This is a genomic window from Micromonospora sp. CNZ286, from assembly GCF_014207755.1.
Map to the genome: position 1 here is coordinate 3,449,072 of NZ_JACHIZ010000001.1, position 14,863 is coordinate 3,463,934.

17 protein-coding genes are annotated in these 14,863 nt (G+C 74.4%); 3 read left to right on the forward strand and 14 right to left on the reverse strand.

The genetic code is table 11. The features are described 5' to 3' along the window. Positions 1 to 50: 50 nt before the first annotated feature. The 8 genes from FHX31_RS15735 to FHX31_RS15770 all read right to left on the reverse strand — a co-directional run bounded on the left by FHX31_RS15735 (position 51) and on the right by FHX31_RS15770 (position 5,293). Entirely contained in the window at positions 51 to 920 is an 870-nt protein-coding gene (locus FHX31_RS15735) for a DUF72 domain-containing protein (RefSeq protein ID WP_184976656.1), read from the reverse strand. 48 nt (positions 921 to 968) lie between these two features. Further along, positions 969 to 1,367, reverse strand: a complete 399-nt coding sequence (locus FHX31_RS15740) for a TraR/DksA family transcriptional regulator (RefSeq protein ID WP_013476992.1) — start codon at positions 1,365 to 1,367, stop codon at positions 969 to 971. Between the two features lie 182 nt (positions 1,368 to 1,549). After that, positions 1,550 to 2,179 (reverse strand): nucleoside/nucleotide kinase family protein, encoded by a 630-nt coding sequence (locus tag FHX31_RS15745; protein ID WP_013476993.1) that lies wholly within the window; start codon positions 2,177 to 2,179, stop codon positions 1,550 to 1,552. A gap of 99 nt (positions 2,180 to 2,278) precedes the next feature. Next, positions 2,279 to 2,890: a winged helix-turn-helix domain-containing protein gene (locus tag FHX31_RS15750; RefSeq protein ID WP_013286047.1), complete on the reverse strand. Its 612-nt coding sequence runs from the start codon at positions 2,888 to 2,890 to the stop codon at positions 2,279 to 2,281. 291 nt (positions 2,891 to 3,181) lie between these two features. Then, positions 3,182 to 3,775 (reverse strand): winged helix-turn-helix domain-containing protein, encoded by a 594-nt coding sequence (locus FHX31_RS15755; RefSeq protein ID WP_013286046.1) that lies wholly within the window; start codon positions 3,773 to 3,775, stop codon positions 3,182 to 3,184. Between the two features lie 52 nt (positions 3,776 to 3,827). Further along, complete coding sequence (locus FHX31_RS15760; protein ID WP_184976657.1) at positions 3,828 to 4,319, reverse strand: rhodanese-like domain-containing protein; 492 nt, start codon at positions 4,317 to 4,319, stop codon at positions 3,828 to 3,830. Positions 4,320 to 4,357: 38 nt separating this feature from the next. Then, positions 4,358 to 4,810, reverse strand: a complete 453-nt coding sequence (locus FHX31_RS15765) for a cysteine dioxygenase (protein WP_013286044.1) — start codon at positions 4,808 to 4,810, stop codon at positions 4,358 to 4,360. A 105-nt stretch (positions 4,811 to 4,915) separates the two neighbouring features. After that, a complete protein-coding gene (locus FHX31_RS15770; protein ID WP_013476996.1) occupies positions 4,916 to 5,293 on the reverse strand; it encodes a cupin domain-containing protein in 378 nt (125 codons plus the stop codon). Positions 5,294 to 5,363: 70 nt separating this feature from the next. On the opposite strand from FHX31_RS15770, the gene FHX31_RS15775 reads away from it, so the two are divergent. Together FHX31_RS15775 and FHX31_RS15780 are read left to right on the forward strand one after the other, a co-directional pair. After that, the gene (locus FHX31_RS15775) at positions 5,364 to 5,756 is read left to right on the forward strand and encodes an ankyrin repeat domain-containing protein (RefSeq protein ID WP_013476997.1); all 393 of its coding nucleotides are present in this window, start codon (positions 5,364 to 5,366) and stop codon (positions 5,754 to 5,756) included. Between the two features lie 23 nt (positions 5,757 to 5,779). Further along, the gene (locus FHX31_RS15780; RefSeq protein WP_184976658.1) at positions 5,780 to 6,760 is read left to right on the forward strand and encodes a DUF3500 domain-containing protein; all 981 of its coding nucleotides are present in this window, start codon (positions 5,780 to 5,782) and stop codon (positions 6,758 to 6,760) included. On the opposite strand, the gene FHX31_RS15785 is transcribed toward FHX31_RS15780, so the two are convergent. The 6 genes from FHX31_RS15785 to FHX31_RS15810 all read right to left on the reverse strand — a co-directional run bounded on the left by FHX31_RS15785 (position 6,738) and on the right by FHX31_RS15810 (position 13,614). Then, positions 6,738 to 7,490 carry a class I SAM-dependent methyltransferase gene (locus tag FHX31_RS15785; protein ID WP_013476998.1) on the reverse strand — a complete coding sequence of 251 codons (753 nt, stop codon included), beginning with the start codon at positions 7,488 to 7,490 and terminating at the stop codon, positions 6,738 to 6,740. The two genes, FHX31_RS15780 and FHX31_RS15785, sit on opposite strands and share 23 nt — an antisense overlap. 51 nt (positions 7,491 to 7,541) lie before the next feature. Continuing rightward, positions 7,542 to 8,045: a DUF2231 domain-containing protein gene (locus tag FHX31_RS15790; protein WP_013286039.1), complete on the reverse strand. Its 504-nt coding sequence runs from the start codon at positions 8,043 to 8,045 to the stop codon at positions 7,542 to 7,544. A 76-nt stretch (positions 8,046 to 8,121) separates the two neighbouring features. After that, positions 8,122 to 8,862 carry a GAF and ANTAR domain-containing protein gene (locus tag FHX31_RS15795; protein ID WP_013286038.1) on the reverse strand — a complete coding sequence of 247 codons (741 nt, stop codon included), beginning with the start codon at positions 8,860 to 8,862 and terminating at the stop codon, positions 8,122 to 8,124. A gap of 179 nt (positions 8,863 to 9,041) precedes the next feature. Next, the gene (gene secA2, locus FHX31_RS15800) at positions 9,042 to 11,336 is read right to left on the reverse strand and encodes an accessory Sec system translocase SecA2 (RefSeq protein ID WP_013286037.1); all 2,295 of its coding nucleotides are present in this window, start codon (positions 11,334 to 11,336) and stop codon (positions 9,042 to 9,044) included. Between the two features lie 174 nt (positions 11,337 to 11,510). Then, positions 11,511 to 12,599 carry a zinc-dependent alcohol dehydrogenase gene (locus tag FHX31_RS15805; RefSeq protein WP_184976659.1) on the reverse strand — a complete coding sequence of 363 codons (1,089 nt, stop codon included), beginning with the start codon at positions 12,597 to 12,599 and terminating at the stop codon, positions 11,511 to 11,513. Continuing rightward, a complete protein-coding gene (locus tag FHX31_RS15810; RefSeq protein ID WP_013477000.1) occupies positions 12,592 to 13,614 on the reverse strand; it encodes a Gfo/Idh/MocA family protein in 1,023 nt (340 codons plus the stop codon). Before FHX31_RS15810 ends, FHX31_RS15805 begins: the two co-directional genes overlap by 8 nt. Before the next feature lie 248 nt (positions 13,615 to 13,862). Here FHX31_RS15810 and FHX31_RS15815 point away from each other — a divergent pair, with 248 nt between their 5' ends. Continuing rightward, positions 13,863 to 14,846: a glucosyl-3-phosphoglycerate synthase gene (locus tag FHX31_RS15815; protein WP_225319619.1), complete on the forward strand. Its 984-nt coding sequence runs from the start codon at positions 13,863 to 13,865 to the stop codon at positions 14,844 to 14,846. Positions 14,847 to 14,863 lie beyond the last annotated feature (17 nt).

Sequence of the window (14,863 nt, forward strand, 5' to 3'; positions counted from 1 at the left end):
TGCTGCGCCGGGGGCGGGTGAGCGGACCTCACCCGTACCGGGTGAGACGCTCAGGCGTCCAGCAGGCCGGCGAGTGTGGTGGCGTTGCGCTGCGCGTAGTCCTGGTAGCAGTTGTTCATCAGCACGTGCGTCTGCCCGGTCTGGCCGGCCAGCTCGCGCAGCTTCGGCGCCCAGTCGCGCAGCTCCCGCTTGGAGTAGTCGTAGCCGAACTTCTCGTGGATGTCCTTGCTGGTCCACTTGTCGCTGTGCCCGTGGAACCGGACCACCGCGAGGTCCGCGGTGGCCGCCAGCACCGGCGGGACGGACGACTTGTGTCCCTGCGGCATGTCCACACAGACGAACGGCAGCTCGTGCTCGCGCAGGAACCCGAGCGTCTCCTCGGCGTTGTCGCCGTCGAACCAGGACGCGTGCCGGAACTCGAAGACCGGGCGCAGCGGCGCGCACCGCCGCTCCACCTCCAGCAGGTACTGCTTGTTGGCCCGCTTGATGGTGAACCAGGGCGGGAACTGGAACAGCAGCGCGCCCAGCTTGCCGGCCTCGACGAGCGGGTCGAGGGCGGACAGGAACCGGGTCCAGACCTCCTCGTACGCCTGCGCGGGCAGGTCGTCCGGGTAGACGTTGCGCTTGTCCGTCTCCGGGCGCAGGTCCTTGTAGAGCGCGGAGACGCGGGTGGGGTGGCCGGTCAGCAGGCTGAACGCCTTGACGTTGAACGTGAACCCGGCCGGGGTGCGTTCGGCCCACAACCGGGCGGTGCGCTCGGCCGGTGGCGAGTAGTAGGTGGCGTCCACCTCGACCAGCGGGAACTGCCGGGCGTAGTAGGACAGCCGCTTCTCCGGTGTGTCGGCGCTCGCCGGGTACCAGCCGGAGTCGAGCAGGGTCCGGTCGGTCCACGAGGCGGTGCCCACCTTGATCTCACCCATGGGGACAGTCCACCGCGTCGGAGGACCGACCGGCAACCGGAACGGCGTTCAGGCCGCCCGCCGCTCCCGGGTCTGCTTGCAGGCCACGCAGGAGGTGGCGGACGGGAAGATCTCCAGCCGCTCCACCGGGATGGGCGCGGTGCAGCCCTCGCAGAAGCCGTAGGTGCCCTCGTCCAGGCGGCTCAGCGCGTGCTCGAACTGGGCCCGCCGGTCCAGGATGGTGCGCAGCAGCGACTGCGCGGTGTCCCGCTCGGCGGTCTTGGTGCCGCTGTCGGCCTGGTCGTCGCCGGCGGTGTCGCCGACCTCCACCAGCCGGAGCACCTGGCTCTGCGCCACGGTCTGCTCGTACTCGGCGGTCAGCTCGTCGTACCGCGACCGCAGGGACTGCCGGATCTGGTCGACCTCCGCCTGGGAGCGGCCCGTGGCTGTCGTGTCGTGGACGAGCATCGCTGCCTGCCTTTCCTGCGCCCTCATACCGGACCGGGGCGGCCTGCGCCCCGGATCCGGTCCGACTGTGGATGCGCGGGCGACGAGATCACCCGTGCTCTGTGAGCCGGGCGATTACCCCCGCCCTCGGCGGGTCAAACCGGCTGTTTCCTGAGTGTTTCCGGTGAGTCCGCAGCCGCTGGTCAGGCGGCCTCGACGAGCGCCGGACGGCGCGGGTCGTCGGCCCGGACCACCACGTCGGCGAAGGACGCCGGGTCGACCTCGCCGGCGTAGCGGGCGAACGCGGGCAGGGTCCACCGCAGCGCCGGGTCGGTGCGCCGCGCAAGCGCCGCCGGGGAGAGCACGAGGTGGACGGTGACGTCGAACGGCAGCGCGCCGCCGAGCAGCAGCGCGCCGCTGACCAGGACCACCCCGCCGGGCGGCAGATCCACGTACGCGGCGCGGCTGGCCCGGTCGGCGTCGGCGTCCCACAGCGACGGCAGCAGCCGGCCGGAGCCGTCCGGGCCGGCCGGGTCGAGCACCTCGCGGCGCAGTCCCGGTTCGTCGAGCCAGCCCTCGTAGTACGCGTCGGGGTTGGTGCGGCCGTGCTCCAGGCGCACCGAGGCGGGCCGGAGGAAGTCGTCGGCGCGGACGTGCAGCACCGGACGGCCGGCGGCGCGCAGCGGTTCGACCAGCGCTTCGGCGAGCGTGTCCGGCCCGGCGGCGGGCGGGCCGTCCACGGCGACCCGCAGCCGGCCGGGCGTCCCGGTGCGGGCGAGACGCTCGGCCAGTTCGGTGACGAGCCGGTCGGGGCTGATCGGGCGCACGCGCATCGGACCATCGTGCCGCGCGGGAGGGCGGGTCACCACATGATCGGTTCGGGCGGTCGGGGCTCCGTCCGGCGGCGATCGTCGGGTGGTGGTCCCGGGTGGTCAGCCGGTGCGGTCGATGGTGACGCGGGCGTCGTCGGCGAGCCGGTAGCCGACGCCGTAGACGGTGGTGACGAGCGGGACGTCCACACCGACCTTGCCGCGCAGCCGGCGTACGTGCACGTCGACGGTGCGGACGCCGGCGTGCTCGTACCCCCAGACCGCGTTGAGCAGTTGCAGCCGGGTGAACACCCGGCGCGGGTGGGCGACCAGGTGCAGCAGCAGGTCGAACTCCAGGCGGGTCAGCGGCAGCGGCTCGCCGTCGCGCAGCACGGACCGGGACGACGCGAGGATGTGCAGGGTCGGGATGGTCGGGGCGAGCGGGCGGGCCGGAGCGCGGCCGCCCGGGACGGTGTCGGGACGGCGCTCGGCCGGGACGGTGCCCGCGCTGACCACCGCGTCGCCGCGTTCGAGCATCTCGCGGGCGGCGTCGAGCAGCCGGCGGGCGGCCGGGGTGAGCGACTCCTCGCAGGCCAGGGGGATGTTGAGGGTGACGGTGAGCATGGGCGCGGCAGCGGTGTTGGCGGGACGACGCTGGCCGCCGGGGGGACGACCGGGGACCGCGGGTTGGGACGTATGCCATCCGGCGCGCGACGAGGCGGGGCTGACCGACATGGTCCTCCTTGGGCTGGTCCGGGTATCTCCCCACGGCCCGGGACGCCGCTTCATCGATGCTTCCCGGCGTCTCTGCGAGGGTCAAGGGGCGGCTGCGTTGCATGAATGTGACATTTGACGAACACATCGCAGCCGTGCGCTCGCTCTGCGTGCGAGGCCCGTTGATTACAGCAGAGCACCGATTCGAGATGGTACGGGGGGTCTCCCCAGGGGTTCACAGTGGCGGATCAGCCGCAGACGTGAACGCGGCGCACCCCGGGACCGGGTGCGCCGCGTGCCGGTCGGCCGAGGTCAGGCGTCGCGGTCCACGACGATCGCGGCGTCGTCGGCGAGGCGGTAGCCCACGCCGTACACGGTGGTCACCAGCGGCGTCTCCGGCCCGAACTTGGCCCGCAGCCGGCGCACGTGCACGTCGACGGTGCGCGCCACCGCGTGCTCGTAGCCCCAGACGTTCGCGAGAAGTTGCAGGCGGGTGAACACGCGGCGGGGATGTTCGGCGAGGAACAGCAGCAGGTCGTACTCGATGCGGGTCAGCGGGATCTCGGCGCCGCCGCGGCGGACGCGCCGGGTGCCGGTGAGGATGCGCACGCCGCCGGGGGCGGGCGAGGCGGGGGCGGGCGCGTCGCCGCGGCGTAGGTCGAGCACGGTACGGGCGACCGGGCGGCCGTCCGGTCCGGCCGGTCCTTCGCCGAAGGCGGCATGCCCCTCGCCGGTGGCGGCGAGTTCGTCGAGCAGGTCGACCAGGCGCGCGAGGCCCGGCGTCAGCGGCCCGGTACCCAGGTCGAGCGTGATGGTGAGCGTCGGTGCGGTACGCGGCCGGGGCGGCACGGCCCGGTCGGGGCGGCCCGATCGGGCCGGACGGGTGGTGAGGGCGACGACGGACATGGGAGCCTCCTGTGCGGGCGGTCGCCCCGCCCCGCCGGATGCGGCGGGACGGTCAGCGGAGCGCCCCGCCGGCGGTGACCGGGGGCGCGGCGGACGAGGGTCGGGTCGGCGGGGTGGGACCGAGGGTGGGCAGGCCGGCGATCTGCCAGGCGGCGAAGCCGCCGACGACGTCGGTGGCCCGGTGCAGGCCGATGTCCTGGAGCGCGGCGGCGGCCAGCGACGAGGTGTAGCCCTCCTGGCAGAGCACGATCACCGGGACGTCGTATCCGGACGCCTGCGGCAGCCGCGCCGCGCAGCGCGGGTCGAAGCGCCACTCCAGCACGTTGCGCTCGACCACGAGAGAGCCGGGTACGGTGCCCTGCGCGGCGCGCTGGGCGGCCGGGCGGATGTCCACCAGCAGCGCGCCGCCCCGGCATGCCAGGTGGGCCTGCTCCGGGTCGAGGCGGCGAAGGCGGGCCCGGGCGGCGGCGAGGATCTCGTCGATGCCCCGCGAGCCGGGCGGCGGGACCGGACAGCGCTCGGTGCGGGTGGGGGTCTGCGCCATCGTGGCGTCCTTCCGTTCGTCGGGGTTGCGGGTGCGGCTCACCAGGCCACGCCGGCTCGGGCCACCTCGGCGACCCGGAGCCGGCCGGCGACGAGGTGGTAGCGGGTCATCCGGGTCAGCGCCGGCCGGTACACGTGCACGCTGACGGCGGGCTCGTCGCCGCGGTTGGTGACCTGGTGCACGTGCCGGACGCCGAAGCGCCGGCCGGCTCCGGCGGCGAGCCGGTGCGGGCGCAGCCGTCCGCCGCTCACCGTCTCCTCGGTGAGCACGCCGGCCACGACCAGGAAGGCGCCTGCGGAGCCGCCGTGGTCGTGCAGGTCGGTGGCCTGTCCGGGCAGCCAGCTCAGCGCCCACACCTCGTGCGCGTCGTCGGCGTCCAGCCGGGCGTACCAGCGTTGCGGCGCATCGAACCGCAACGGCACCGGCCAGCCGTCCGGGTTCGCCCAGCGGGCGGCGACGGCGAGCAGGTCGGGCGGTGCGGTGCTGGTCATCGGCGGTGCGTCCTCACGGTGCGGAGCGGGTGTACCCGCACAGCTTAGACGGTAAAGCCTATCGGTTTAGTAGGTAATACCGAATGCTGGGACGCCGGGCGCGGCTCAGCGGAGGACCGGCGGATCCACCTTGTAACCCGGCACGGACGGCCAGCGGACGGTGAGCACCGTGGACTCCCGCTCGGCGTACCAGGAGTGGTCCACGCCCCGGCCCCACACCACGTAGTCACCGGGCGCGCGCAGCACCACCGTGCGGTCCGGCAGCTCGATCCGGAACGCGCCGCTGATCAGCACCAGCAGGGCGGTACGCCGCTCACCGGTGGCCCACCGGGACCGGGTCTCCCCCGCCGGGTGCACGCCCCACTTCACCTCGACGTCGGTGCTGTGCCGCACGTCCCCGGCCGGCTTGAAGTGGCCCAGCAGCCAGCCCGCGTCGGTCGCGCCGTCCACCGCCGCGTTGCCCACGTACACCCGATCGTCCATGCGCGCGCCTCCCGTGCCCGGCTGCGCAAGCTACCAGGCGCCTCCGGCCGCGACGCCATAGCCTGGGCGGATGCCCGACGAACTCGACGACGAGACCATCGCCTTCGCCCACCGGATGTTCGACCTGGCCCGGGCCGGCGCCACCGAGGAGCTGGCGGCCAACGTGGACGCCGGGCTGCCGGTCAACCTCACCAACGCCAAGGGCGACACGCTGCTGATCCTCGCCGCGTACCACGCCCACCCGGACACGGTTGCCGCGCTGCTGGCCCGGGGCGCCGACCCGGCCCGGGTCAACGACAGGGGGCAGACCGCGCTCGCCGCGGCCGTGTTCCGGCGCCAGGAGGCGGCGGTCCGCGCGCTGCTCGACGCCGGCGCCGACCCGGACCACGGCGGCCCGTCCGCGGTCGAGACCGCGCGGTTCTTCGAGCTGCCCGACATGCTGGCGCTGCTCGGCCGCGCGTGAGCGGCGGGCGGTATACAGGGACGGTGGAGGATCCCGTACCCGAGCAGATGCGCACGGCGGCCGCGGCGTTCCTGGCGGCACTGGACGAGCCAGCCCGCGACGCCGCCCGGCACGCCTTCGACGACGAGCCGGCCCGCCGGTGGCTGGAGTACCGGCCGCGGCCCCGGCCCGGCGTCACGCTCGCCGACCTGGACGTCACCGCCCGCAAGGCCGCGCACCGGCTGCTCGCCACCGCGCTCAGCCCGGCCGCGTACGCGCAGGCCATGGCCGTGATGGCCCTGGAAGAGGTACTGGACCGGGCCGAGGACTGGCGGCGCGGCCGGCACAGCGGCGACTACTGGGTGGCCGTCTTCGGCGACCCGGCCCGCGATGACGACTGGGCGTGGCGGTTCGAGGGACACCACCTGTCGGTGAGCATGACAGTCGCCGACGACCGGGTCTCCCCCGCGCCGGTGTTCCTCGGCGCCAACCCGGCCACCGTCCGGCATTCCGGGCGCCCGGTCTCCCGGCCCCTGGGCCCCGAGGAGGACCTGGCCCGCGAACTGCTCGACGTGCTCGGCCCGGCCGGCCGGTCCGCCGCGATCATCGCCGAGGAGGCGCCGGCCGACATCATCAGCGCCACCCGCGCCACCGCGCCGGGCCGGCTCGACCCGCCCGGCGTACCCCGAGGGCGGCTGCGGCCCACCGGCCGGGCGCTGCTCGACCGGCTGGTCGCGCTCTACCTGGACCGGCTGCCGCCGGAGCTGGCGGCCCGGGAGGCCGACCGGCTCGACGGCGGCGAGCTGCACTTCGCCTGGGCCGGCCCGGTCGAGCCGGGCCGGCGGCACTACTACCGGGTGCAGGGCGACGACCTGCTGATCGAGTACGACAACACCACCGACGACGGCAACCACGCGCACACCGTGCTGCGCCGCCCCGCCGGTGACTTCGGCGCCGACGTGCTGGCCGCGCACCACGCCGCGGCGCACCGGCCCGGCCCGCTCAGCCCCGGTGCGCCTCGATGAGGAAACGGCGGGCGTACGCGACGAACGGCCCCTCGGCGCGGATCCGCTCGTCCAGGCGGCGCAGCTCGTCGGTGTAACGGCCGACTGTGAAGCCGGGCACCGTCCAGACCACCTTGCGCAGGAACCAGACCACCGCGCCGACGTCGTGGAAGACGGTACGCAGCGTCGCCTCGCGCAGGTCGACGACTGTGAGCCCGGCGGCCCGCGCGTCGGCGACCGCCACCTCCGGGTGCCGGTGCTCCGGTGGCGGCAGCGGCCCGAGGATCGCCTCGCTCAGCTCCCGCACCGTGCCGGGGCCGATCTGCTGGGACAGGTAGGTGCCGCCGGGGCGCAGCACCCGGGCCACCTCGTCCCACCAGGTGTGCACCGGATGACGGCTCACGACCAGGTCGAAGGCGGCATCCCGGAACGGCAGCGGCGGCCGGTCGGCCACCCGTACCACTGTCGCGCCGAGCGGACGCAGGTTGCGCCGGGCCACCGGCACGTTCGGCGGCCACGCCTCGGTGGCGACCAGCAGCGGCGGCGGCGCGGGCACCTCGGCCAGCACCTCTCCCCCGCCGGTGTCGACGTCCAGCGCCGCCCTCACGGCGGCCATCCGGTCGCCCACCAGGCGTGCGTACCCCCAGGGCGGGCGCTCCTCGGTGGCGCGGCCGCGCAGCCAGTCGAAGCCCCAGCCCTCCACCGGCGCGGCCTCGGCCTCGGCTACGAGTTCGGAGAACGTGCGGACCATGCCCGCGAGCCTGCCGCCCGGCGACGGCCGCGGCAACGGATTTCGGCCGGGTCAGAACGGGCGCGGGCGGGCGATCTCGACTGTGGACCCGGGGGGCACGTCACCGAACGTCTCGAAGCCGGTCGGCTCGGTGGCCCGGTCGAACTGCTGCATCAGCCGCGCGCCCAGGGCCACGCCGACCGCGCCGACGGCGAGCGCGACGAGTTCGGCGGCGAGCAGGGCGCCGTTCGCGCCGCGCTGCGGGGCGTTCGCCCGGATCAGGCAGGACAGCAGGAACAGCCCCGCCATCACGGCGTTCACGAGATTGAACGTCAGGACGGTCCGGCTGGTGCGCCCGGCGCGGACGTCCCACAGGTCGACCAGGCCGGCGACGGTGGTGAGCCCGGCGGCGACGAGCGCGGCCACCGCGGTCCAGTAGCCCACCTCACCGAGGAACGCCGGACCGCCCGCCACGTCGGCCAGGTCGAAGACCGCGGCGCAGACGAACAGGCCGAACGGGAACGTGACAAGCATCGGTTGGATGGGATGCCCCTGCACCCGCAGTCGGCTCTGCATCGCTTCCTCCCCAGGTCGGCGCAGCTCACCAGTCCAGAGTGCTACCCGAGGCGCCGCGGGGTGAAACGACTGTCGCTCAGTTGTCCCGGGGCCGGGAGACGGTCAGCACGAGCCGCTCGGCCACCTCGCGCAGCGGGATGTCCAGCGAGGACGCGGCGCTGCGCAGCACCCGCAGCGCCTCCGGGGCGGGACAGCCGCGCTGCGTCATGATCACGCCGACGGCCTGCCCGACCACTCCCTCGGCCAGCAGCGAGTCGTCGATCTCACCGGCCCGGCTGGCGGCCCGCTCACGGTCGCGCGCGGCGGCCAGCAGCAGCCCGGCGTGCTCGGCGAGCAGCATCGCGGTGAGCTGGTGCCGGGGGGTGAGCGCGTCGGGCGACTCGGCGTACAGGTTGATCGCGCCGATGACCTGCTCGTCCACGTCGACCGGCGCGGAGATCACCCCGTGGACGCCGAGCACGCGGGCCCGCTCGCTCCAGGCCGGCCAGCGCGTCTCGTCGGACAGCCCGCCCGCGATGATCATCTCCCGTCGGCGGATCGCCGTCAGGGCCGGTGTGTCCGGGCCGTGCCGCAGGTCGTCCAGCTCGGCCCGGTCCGGGTCGGAGGCGGCCACCCCGGCGGGCTCACCGGCGCGCAGCGCGGTGAAGCCGCAGCAGTCCACGCCCGGCACGGCGTCACGGGCGATCCGGACCAGGCGGTCGAGCGCCTCGTCGAACCCGGCCACGCCGATCAGACCGGCGGTCAGCTCGCGCAGCAGCGCGGCCGTCTCCAGCACACCGAGGTTGTCGATCATGGGTTGGCGCGTGTCGAGGTTCACCGGGCCGGGGCCTCCACCGTCCCCGCGTACGTCCACGCGGTCTCCCCGTCCGGCACCGTTGCCTGTCCCATGTCCGTCCCTCCTGTGGCCGGGCCCCGGCCTACTACCCTCGCAGACCGCGGGCGAAACCGCGCAAAAAGGCCCCTCCCGGTTGCACCGGAAGGGGCCTTCGGCGTGGGTCAGCGCGACCCGGAGATGAGCCGCCGGCCCACCGAGGCGATCAGCCGGTCCAGCTCCGAGCCGAACGGGTTGTCGTGCACCAGGTACGTCCAGGTGGCGCTCGGGCGCACCAGCTTCGACGAGTCCGGCTCCCAGCCCTCGTCGAACTCGGTCTCCTCGAACGTGGCCACGGTCCGCGTCTCGATCTCGGGCACCAGCGCGTTGAACGCCGGCACCGCGCTGCGGTGGAACTCGTCGAGCGGGTCGAGCCGGCCCAGCGCCCGCAGGTGCACGCCCTCGCGCACCTCGGACAGCTCGGCCAGGTGGTCGGCCCAGAGCCGGTCCAGGTGATAGAGGGCGATCTTGCGGGCCACGTCGGCGAGCAGGTCCTCGTCCATCTCGCCGGCCTTCTCCGGCACCCGCTCCAGCAGCATCAGCGCGGCGATGTCGCTGGTCAGCAGCCGCTCCCGGCGCTCGGCGAGCGCCTTGCGCTGCTGCTCGATCACCTGGCTGTAGCGCCACGTGTTGCGGTGGATCTCGTGGTTGACGCCCTCGGCGACGCGCTGGGCGTGCTCGACCGCGTAGTCGACCTGCGGGTCGGTGACCAGGCCGTCGGCGTTCATCCGGGGCGAGGCCGGCACGGTGTCGCCGGCGTGCCGGACCACCAGGTCGTCCTCCAGGCTGACGAAGAACACCGACCCGCCCGGGTCGCCCTGCCGGCCGGCCCGGCCGCGGAGCTGGTCGTCGACCCGGCGGCTGTCGTGCCGGCCGCTGCCGATCACGTACAGGCCGCCCAGTTCCGCCACCCGGTCCCGGTCGGCCTGGTCGCTGCCGCCCAGCCGGATGTCCACGCCCCGGCCGGCCATCTGGGTGGAGACCGTCACCGCGCCGTACGCGCCGGCCTCCGCGATGATGCCGGCCTCCTCGTCGTCGTTCTTGGCGTTGAGGACCACGCAGGAGACGCCGGCGGCGTTGAGCGCGGCGGCCAGCCCTTCGGACTCCTTGACGTCGAGCGTGCCGACCAGCACCGGCCGCCCCGCCTGGTGGCAGCGCGTGATCTCGTCGACCAGCGCCTCCTCCTTCTCGGCGCGGGTGGCGTAGATCCGGTCCGGCTCGTCCTCGCGGACGCAGGGGGTGTTCGGCGGGATCACCGCGACCTCGAGGCCGAAGAACTCGCGGAGCTGGTCGCCGACGAGCACCGCGGTCGCGGTCATGCCGCAGACAGTCGGGTAGAGCGCGATGTACGCCTGCACGGTGATCGTGCCCAGCACCTCGCCCTCGGCGGTGGCGTCCAGGCCCTCCTTCGCCTCGACCGCGGCCTGGAGCCCGTCCGGCCAGCGGCGGCGCTGGGCGACCCGGCCGCGCATCTCGTCGATCAGCTCGACCGAGTCGTCCCGGACGATGTAGTCCACGTCCCGGTGCAACAGGGCGTGCGCGTGCAGCGCCACGTTCACCGCGGAGAGCTGCCCGACGTGCTCCTCGTCGTACAGGTCGATGCCGCCGAGCTTGGCCTCGACGGTGGCCAGGCCGACCGAGGTGAAGGCGACACTGCGGCCGTCCTCGGCGACCGTGTAGTGCTTGCCCTTGCGCAGCCCGCGCACGAGCGCGGCCGCGGCGTGCACCGGGTCCTGCTCGCCGCCGACCGCGCCGGCCAGCACCATCGGCACCCGGGCCTCGTCGATCAGGATCGAGTCGGCCTCGTCCACGATCGCGGTCTTCAGCGGCGGCTGCACCCGGTCGGCCAGGTCGGTGACGAGCTGGTCGCGCAGGAAGTCGAAGCCGGCCTCGCTGACCGACACGTACGTGACGTCGCAGCCGTACGCGGCGCGCCGCTCCTCGGGCGTGGACGCCTCGTTGACCCAGCCGACGGTCAGCCCGAGCAGGTCGTAGACGGGCGTCATCCACTCGGCGTCGCGGCGGGCCAGGTAGTCGTTGACGGTGAGCACGTGCACCGGGCCGTTGCCCAGCCGCACGTGCCCGTACGCGGCGACAGTCGCGGTGAGCGTCTTGCCCTCACCGGTGGCCATCTCGGCGACCTTGCCGGACAGCAGCGCCATCGCGCCGAGCAGCTGCACGTCGTAGGGGCGCTGGTCGAGCCCGCGCCGGGCCGCCTCGCGGCCGATCGCGCAGATCTCCTCGTAGCCCGTGGCCCGGCCGGCGGCCTCGGTCAGCTCGGCGTCGGAGAGCTGCTCCAGGTCCGCCTCGCGCGCCTCGATCGCCGGCAGCAGCTTCTCCAGCGGCGCCAGGTCGACAGTCGTCCCCGGGCGCTGGAGGAACCGGCGGAACCTGGTCTTCAACCGTTGCGACACACCCATGAGCGGCAACGGTACGCGAACCGGAGCCGATTGTGACCCCCGCCCGCCGCGCGCCGGGTTCCGCCCTTCGCGTCCGCTTCGGTCGATCATGAGGTTGGCGGCGTCCGGCGCCCGTTTTGTCGCCGCCAACCTCATGATCGACGCCCTGGAAAGGGGTGGGGGTGGGGGTGGGGGTCAGGGGGTCAGGACCACCTGGAGCTCTGTGCGGCGGCGGTCGGCCAGGTCGGTCAGCAGGGCCGGGGCCTCGTCCAGCGGGACCACTGCGGAGATCAGGTGCTTACGGATCACGTCCCCGTACTGGCGCAGCAGCTCCACCGTCTCCGCCGACAGCCGCTCCCGGTCCCAGGTGGGGGCCAGCCCGCGCGGCACCCGGCCGATCTGCGCGCAGCGCAGCGACAGCCCGTTGTGGTGGAACTCCTCACCGAGCCGGACCGCGTCCGCGCCGCCCTGGTAGAACGCCAGGTCGACCACGGTGCCCTGCGGGCGCAGCAGGCGCAGCGCGAGCTGCAACGCCCAGTCCTGGCCCCGGCACTGGAAGACCACGTCGGCGCCCCGCTCCCCGGCGGCGTGGTTCCACCGCGTCTTGAGCACCACCGCCGGGTCGTCCGCGTCCGGGTCGAGCGTGTCCAGGCCGAGCGCCTCGGCGACCTGCCGCCGGGCCGGCGTCGGGTCGACCACGACCACCGAGGCGGCACCGTGCCTGCGGGCGAACAGGGCGGTCAGCAGCGCCACCACGCCGCCACCCACCACGGCCACCCGGCGGCCGCGTACGCCGTCGCCCAGCGTGCGCACGTCGGCGCCGCACAGGTCGGCCGCGGCGTGCAGCAGCCCGTTCGCGCAGATCGGGCCCATGTGCGCGACGTACACGCCGAGCAGCGGATCAAGGTCGTCGGGCAGCGGCACGAACCTTTCGGTGAGCGGGTCGGCGACCCAGCCGCTGCGGTGGCCGTACGTCATGGCGCCGACCTCGCCCACCGCGACGGCCGGGGTCCGGCTCTCCACCACGCGCCCGACCTGCATGTAGCCGAGCCGGGTCACCGGGTACGGCGTGCTCGCCCCGCCGGGCCGGAACAGCCCGAGCGCGGCGTCCCAGGTGACGTGCAGGTAGGGGTTGGTGCCCTTGACGAAGCTCAGTTCGGTGCCGGCCGAGACGCCGCTGTAGAGCGTCTCCACCCGGAACGTGCCCTCGCGCAGCTCCGGCGCGTCCAGTTCGGCCAGCTCGACCCGGCCGGGACCGCCGACCACCACCACCCGGTCACGCATCGACGCTCACCCCCGCGTCCGCGACCGGCGCGGAGAGTCGGGACGCCGGCCCGGTCGGCAACGCCACCGGCCGTCCGGTACGCGCCGACTCGGCCACCGCCAGCGCGAGCCGGTGGGTGCGCAGCGCTTCCGCGTACGGCACCCGGACGTCGTCGCCGAGGCCGCAGACGGCGTCGACGAAGGCCCGGTCGACTGCTACCCGCGCGCCGTCCGGGTCGGCGGGAACGTGCCGCTCGCCGTCGGCGTCACGCACGGTCAGGCCGTCCTCGGCCAGCCACAGCGCCAGCCCGTCGGCGAGGATCTCCACGCCGGCCCGGTGCTTCCAGCCGAGCACGCAGGACGCGGCGAGCGTGCCGACCGCGCCGGAGCCGAACCGCAGCGTGGCGGCGGTCACCGAATCGATGTCGGCGCCGTCGACCGGCGGCGGGCTGCCGTCGCCGTACGCGGTCACCTCGACCGCCTCACCGGCCAGCAGCCGGACCAGGTCCAGCACGTGCGCGGCCTGCTCGACCACCGGGCCGCCGGAGCGGTCCCGCCGCGCCCACCAGGCCACCGGCGGCACCTTGTCCAGCCAGGCGCCGTTGACCATCCGCACCGGACGGCCGGCGAGCAGCCGCCGCGCCTCCTCCACCACGTGCAGGTAACGCCAGTGGTGCCCGACGCCGGTGAGCAGCCCCTGCTGCTGCACCAGCGCGGCGACCCGCTCGGCGGTCTCCAGGTCCAGCGCCACCGGCTTCTCCACGAACATCGGCACCCCGGCTGCGACCACCGCCTCCTCGACCGGGCCGTGCGCGAACGGCGGCACGCAGACGTACACCGCGTCCGGCCCGGCCGCGAGCAGCTCGTCCACGTCGCGGAACACCCGGCCGCCGTACGTGCCGGCGAGCGCCCCCGCCGCGTCCGGCGCGACGTCCGTCACACCGAGCAGCTCCACGTCCTCGAAGCCCGTGAGCACCCGGGCGTGGCGTTGTGCCACCCCACCGGCTCCGACTAGTCCCACCCGGCAGGTACGCATCCGACCAACCCTCTCGCCACGACTGGAAGACTGCGGTCACCACTCCCCCCGGCGGCCGCCCGCGAAACGCCGCCGGGGGGCGCAACGCAACGTTCATCCGCCCGGAACCGCCCGGTACGCACCTGGTGATCAGGTTGTTAGGCAAGATCCGGTTAGCGCGGATGCGGGATTGGGAAAACCATGATTCGCGATTCCACCACTAATGGGGGGTGCCCGTGCGGGAATCAGATTCGACCGTCTCACCTGTGGTGGAGGCGTGGGCCACGTACCGCACCAGCACCGCCGACGACTGGCCGGCGCGGCGACTGGTACGCGCCAAGGGCGCGAGCCGGGTCAGCGTGGTGCTGCCGGCCCGCAACGAGGAGGCGACGGTCGGCGCGATCGTGTCGACCGTCCGGGAACACCTGATGGACCGGGTGCCGCTCGTCGACGAGCTGATCGTGGTGGACTCCCGGTCCACCGACCGGACCGCGCAGGTGGCGCGCGCCGCCGGCGCCGAGGTGGTCAGCCAGGACGCGATGACGCGCGGGCTGCCCCGCCTGACCGGCAAGGGCGACGCGCTCTGGGCCGGGCTGGCCGCAGCCGAGGGGGACGTGGTCGCGTTCGTCGACGCCGACCTGCGCGAGTTCCGGCCGCACTTCGTGACCGGGCTGCTCGGGCCGCTGCTGACGGATCCGGGCGTGGAGTTCGTGAAGGGCTTCTACCACCGGCCGCTGGTCGGTGCGACGAGTGTGGAGCCCGACGGCGGCGGGCGGGTGACGGAGCTGATGGCCCGGCCGCTGCTGAACCTGTTCTGGCCGGAGCTGGCCGGTTTCGTGCAACCGCTCGCGGGCGAGTACGCCGGCCGCCGCGAGGTGCTGGAGCGGGTGCCGTTCGTCACCGGGTACGGCGTCGAGACGGCCATGCTGATCGACCTGCTGGAGATGGTCGGGCTGGACGCGCTGGCCCAGGTCGACCTGGGTGAGCGCAAGCACCGGCACCAGGACACCGCCGCGCTGGGCCGGATGTCCGCGCAGATCATGCTGACCGCCTGGTCGCGGCTGCAACGACGCGGGTGGGCGGCGCCGGGGGTGGCGCCGACCGCCCTGCTGACCCAGTTCCGCCGGGGCGGCTCGGAGACGCTGCCCAACCTGGACCGCGAGATCGTGGTCAACGACGTGTCGGTGCAGGAACGCCCGCCGCTGGCGCAGATGCGGCACCGCCTTCCCCGCCGCCGGGTGGCGGCCGCGTGAGTGGGGAAACCCTGAGA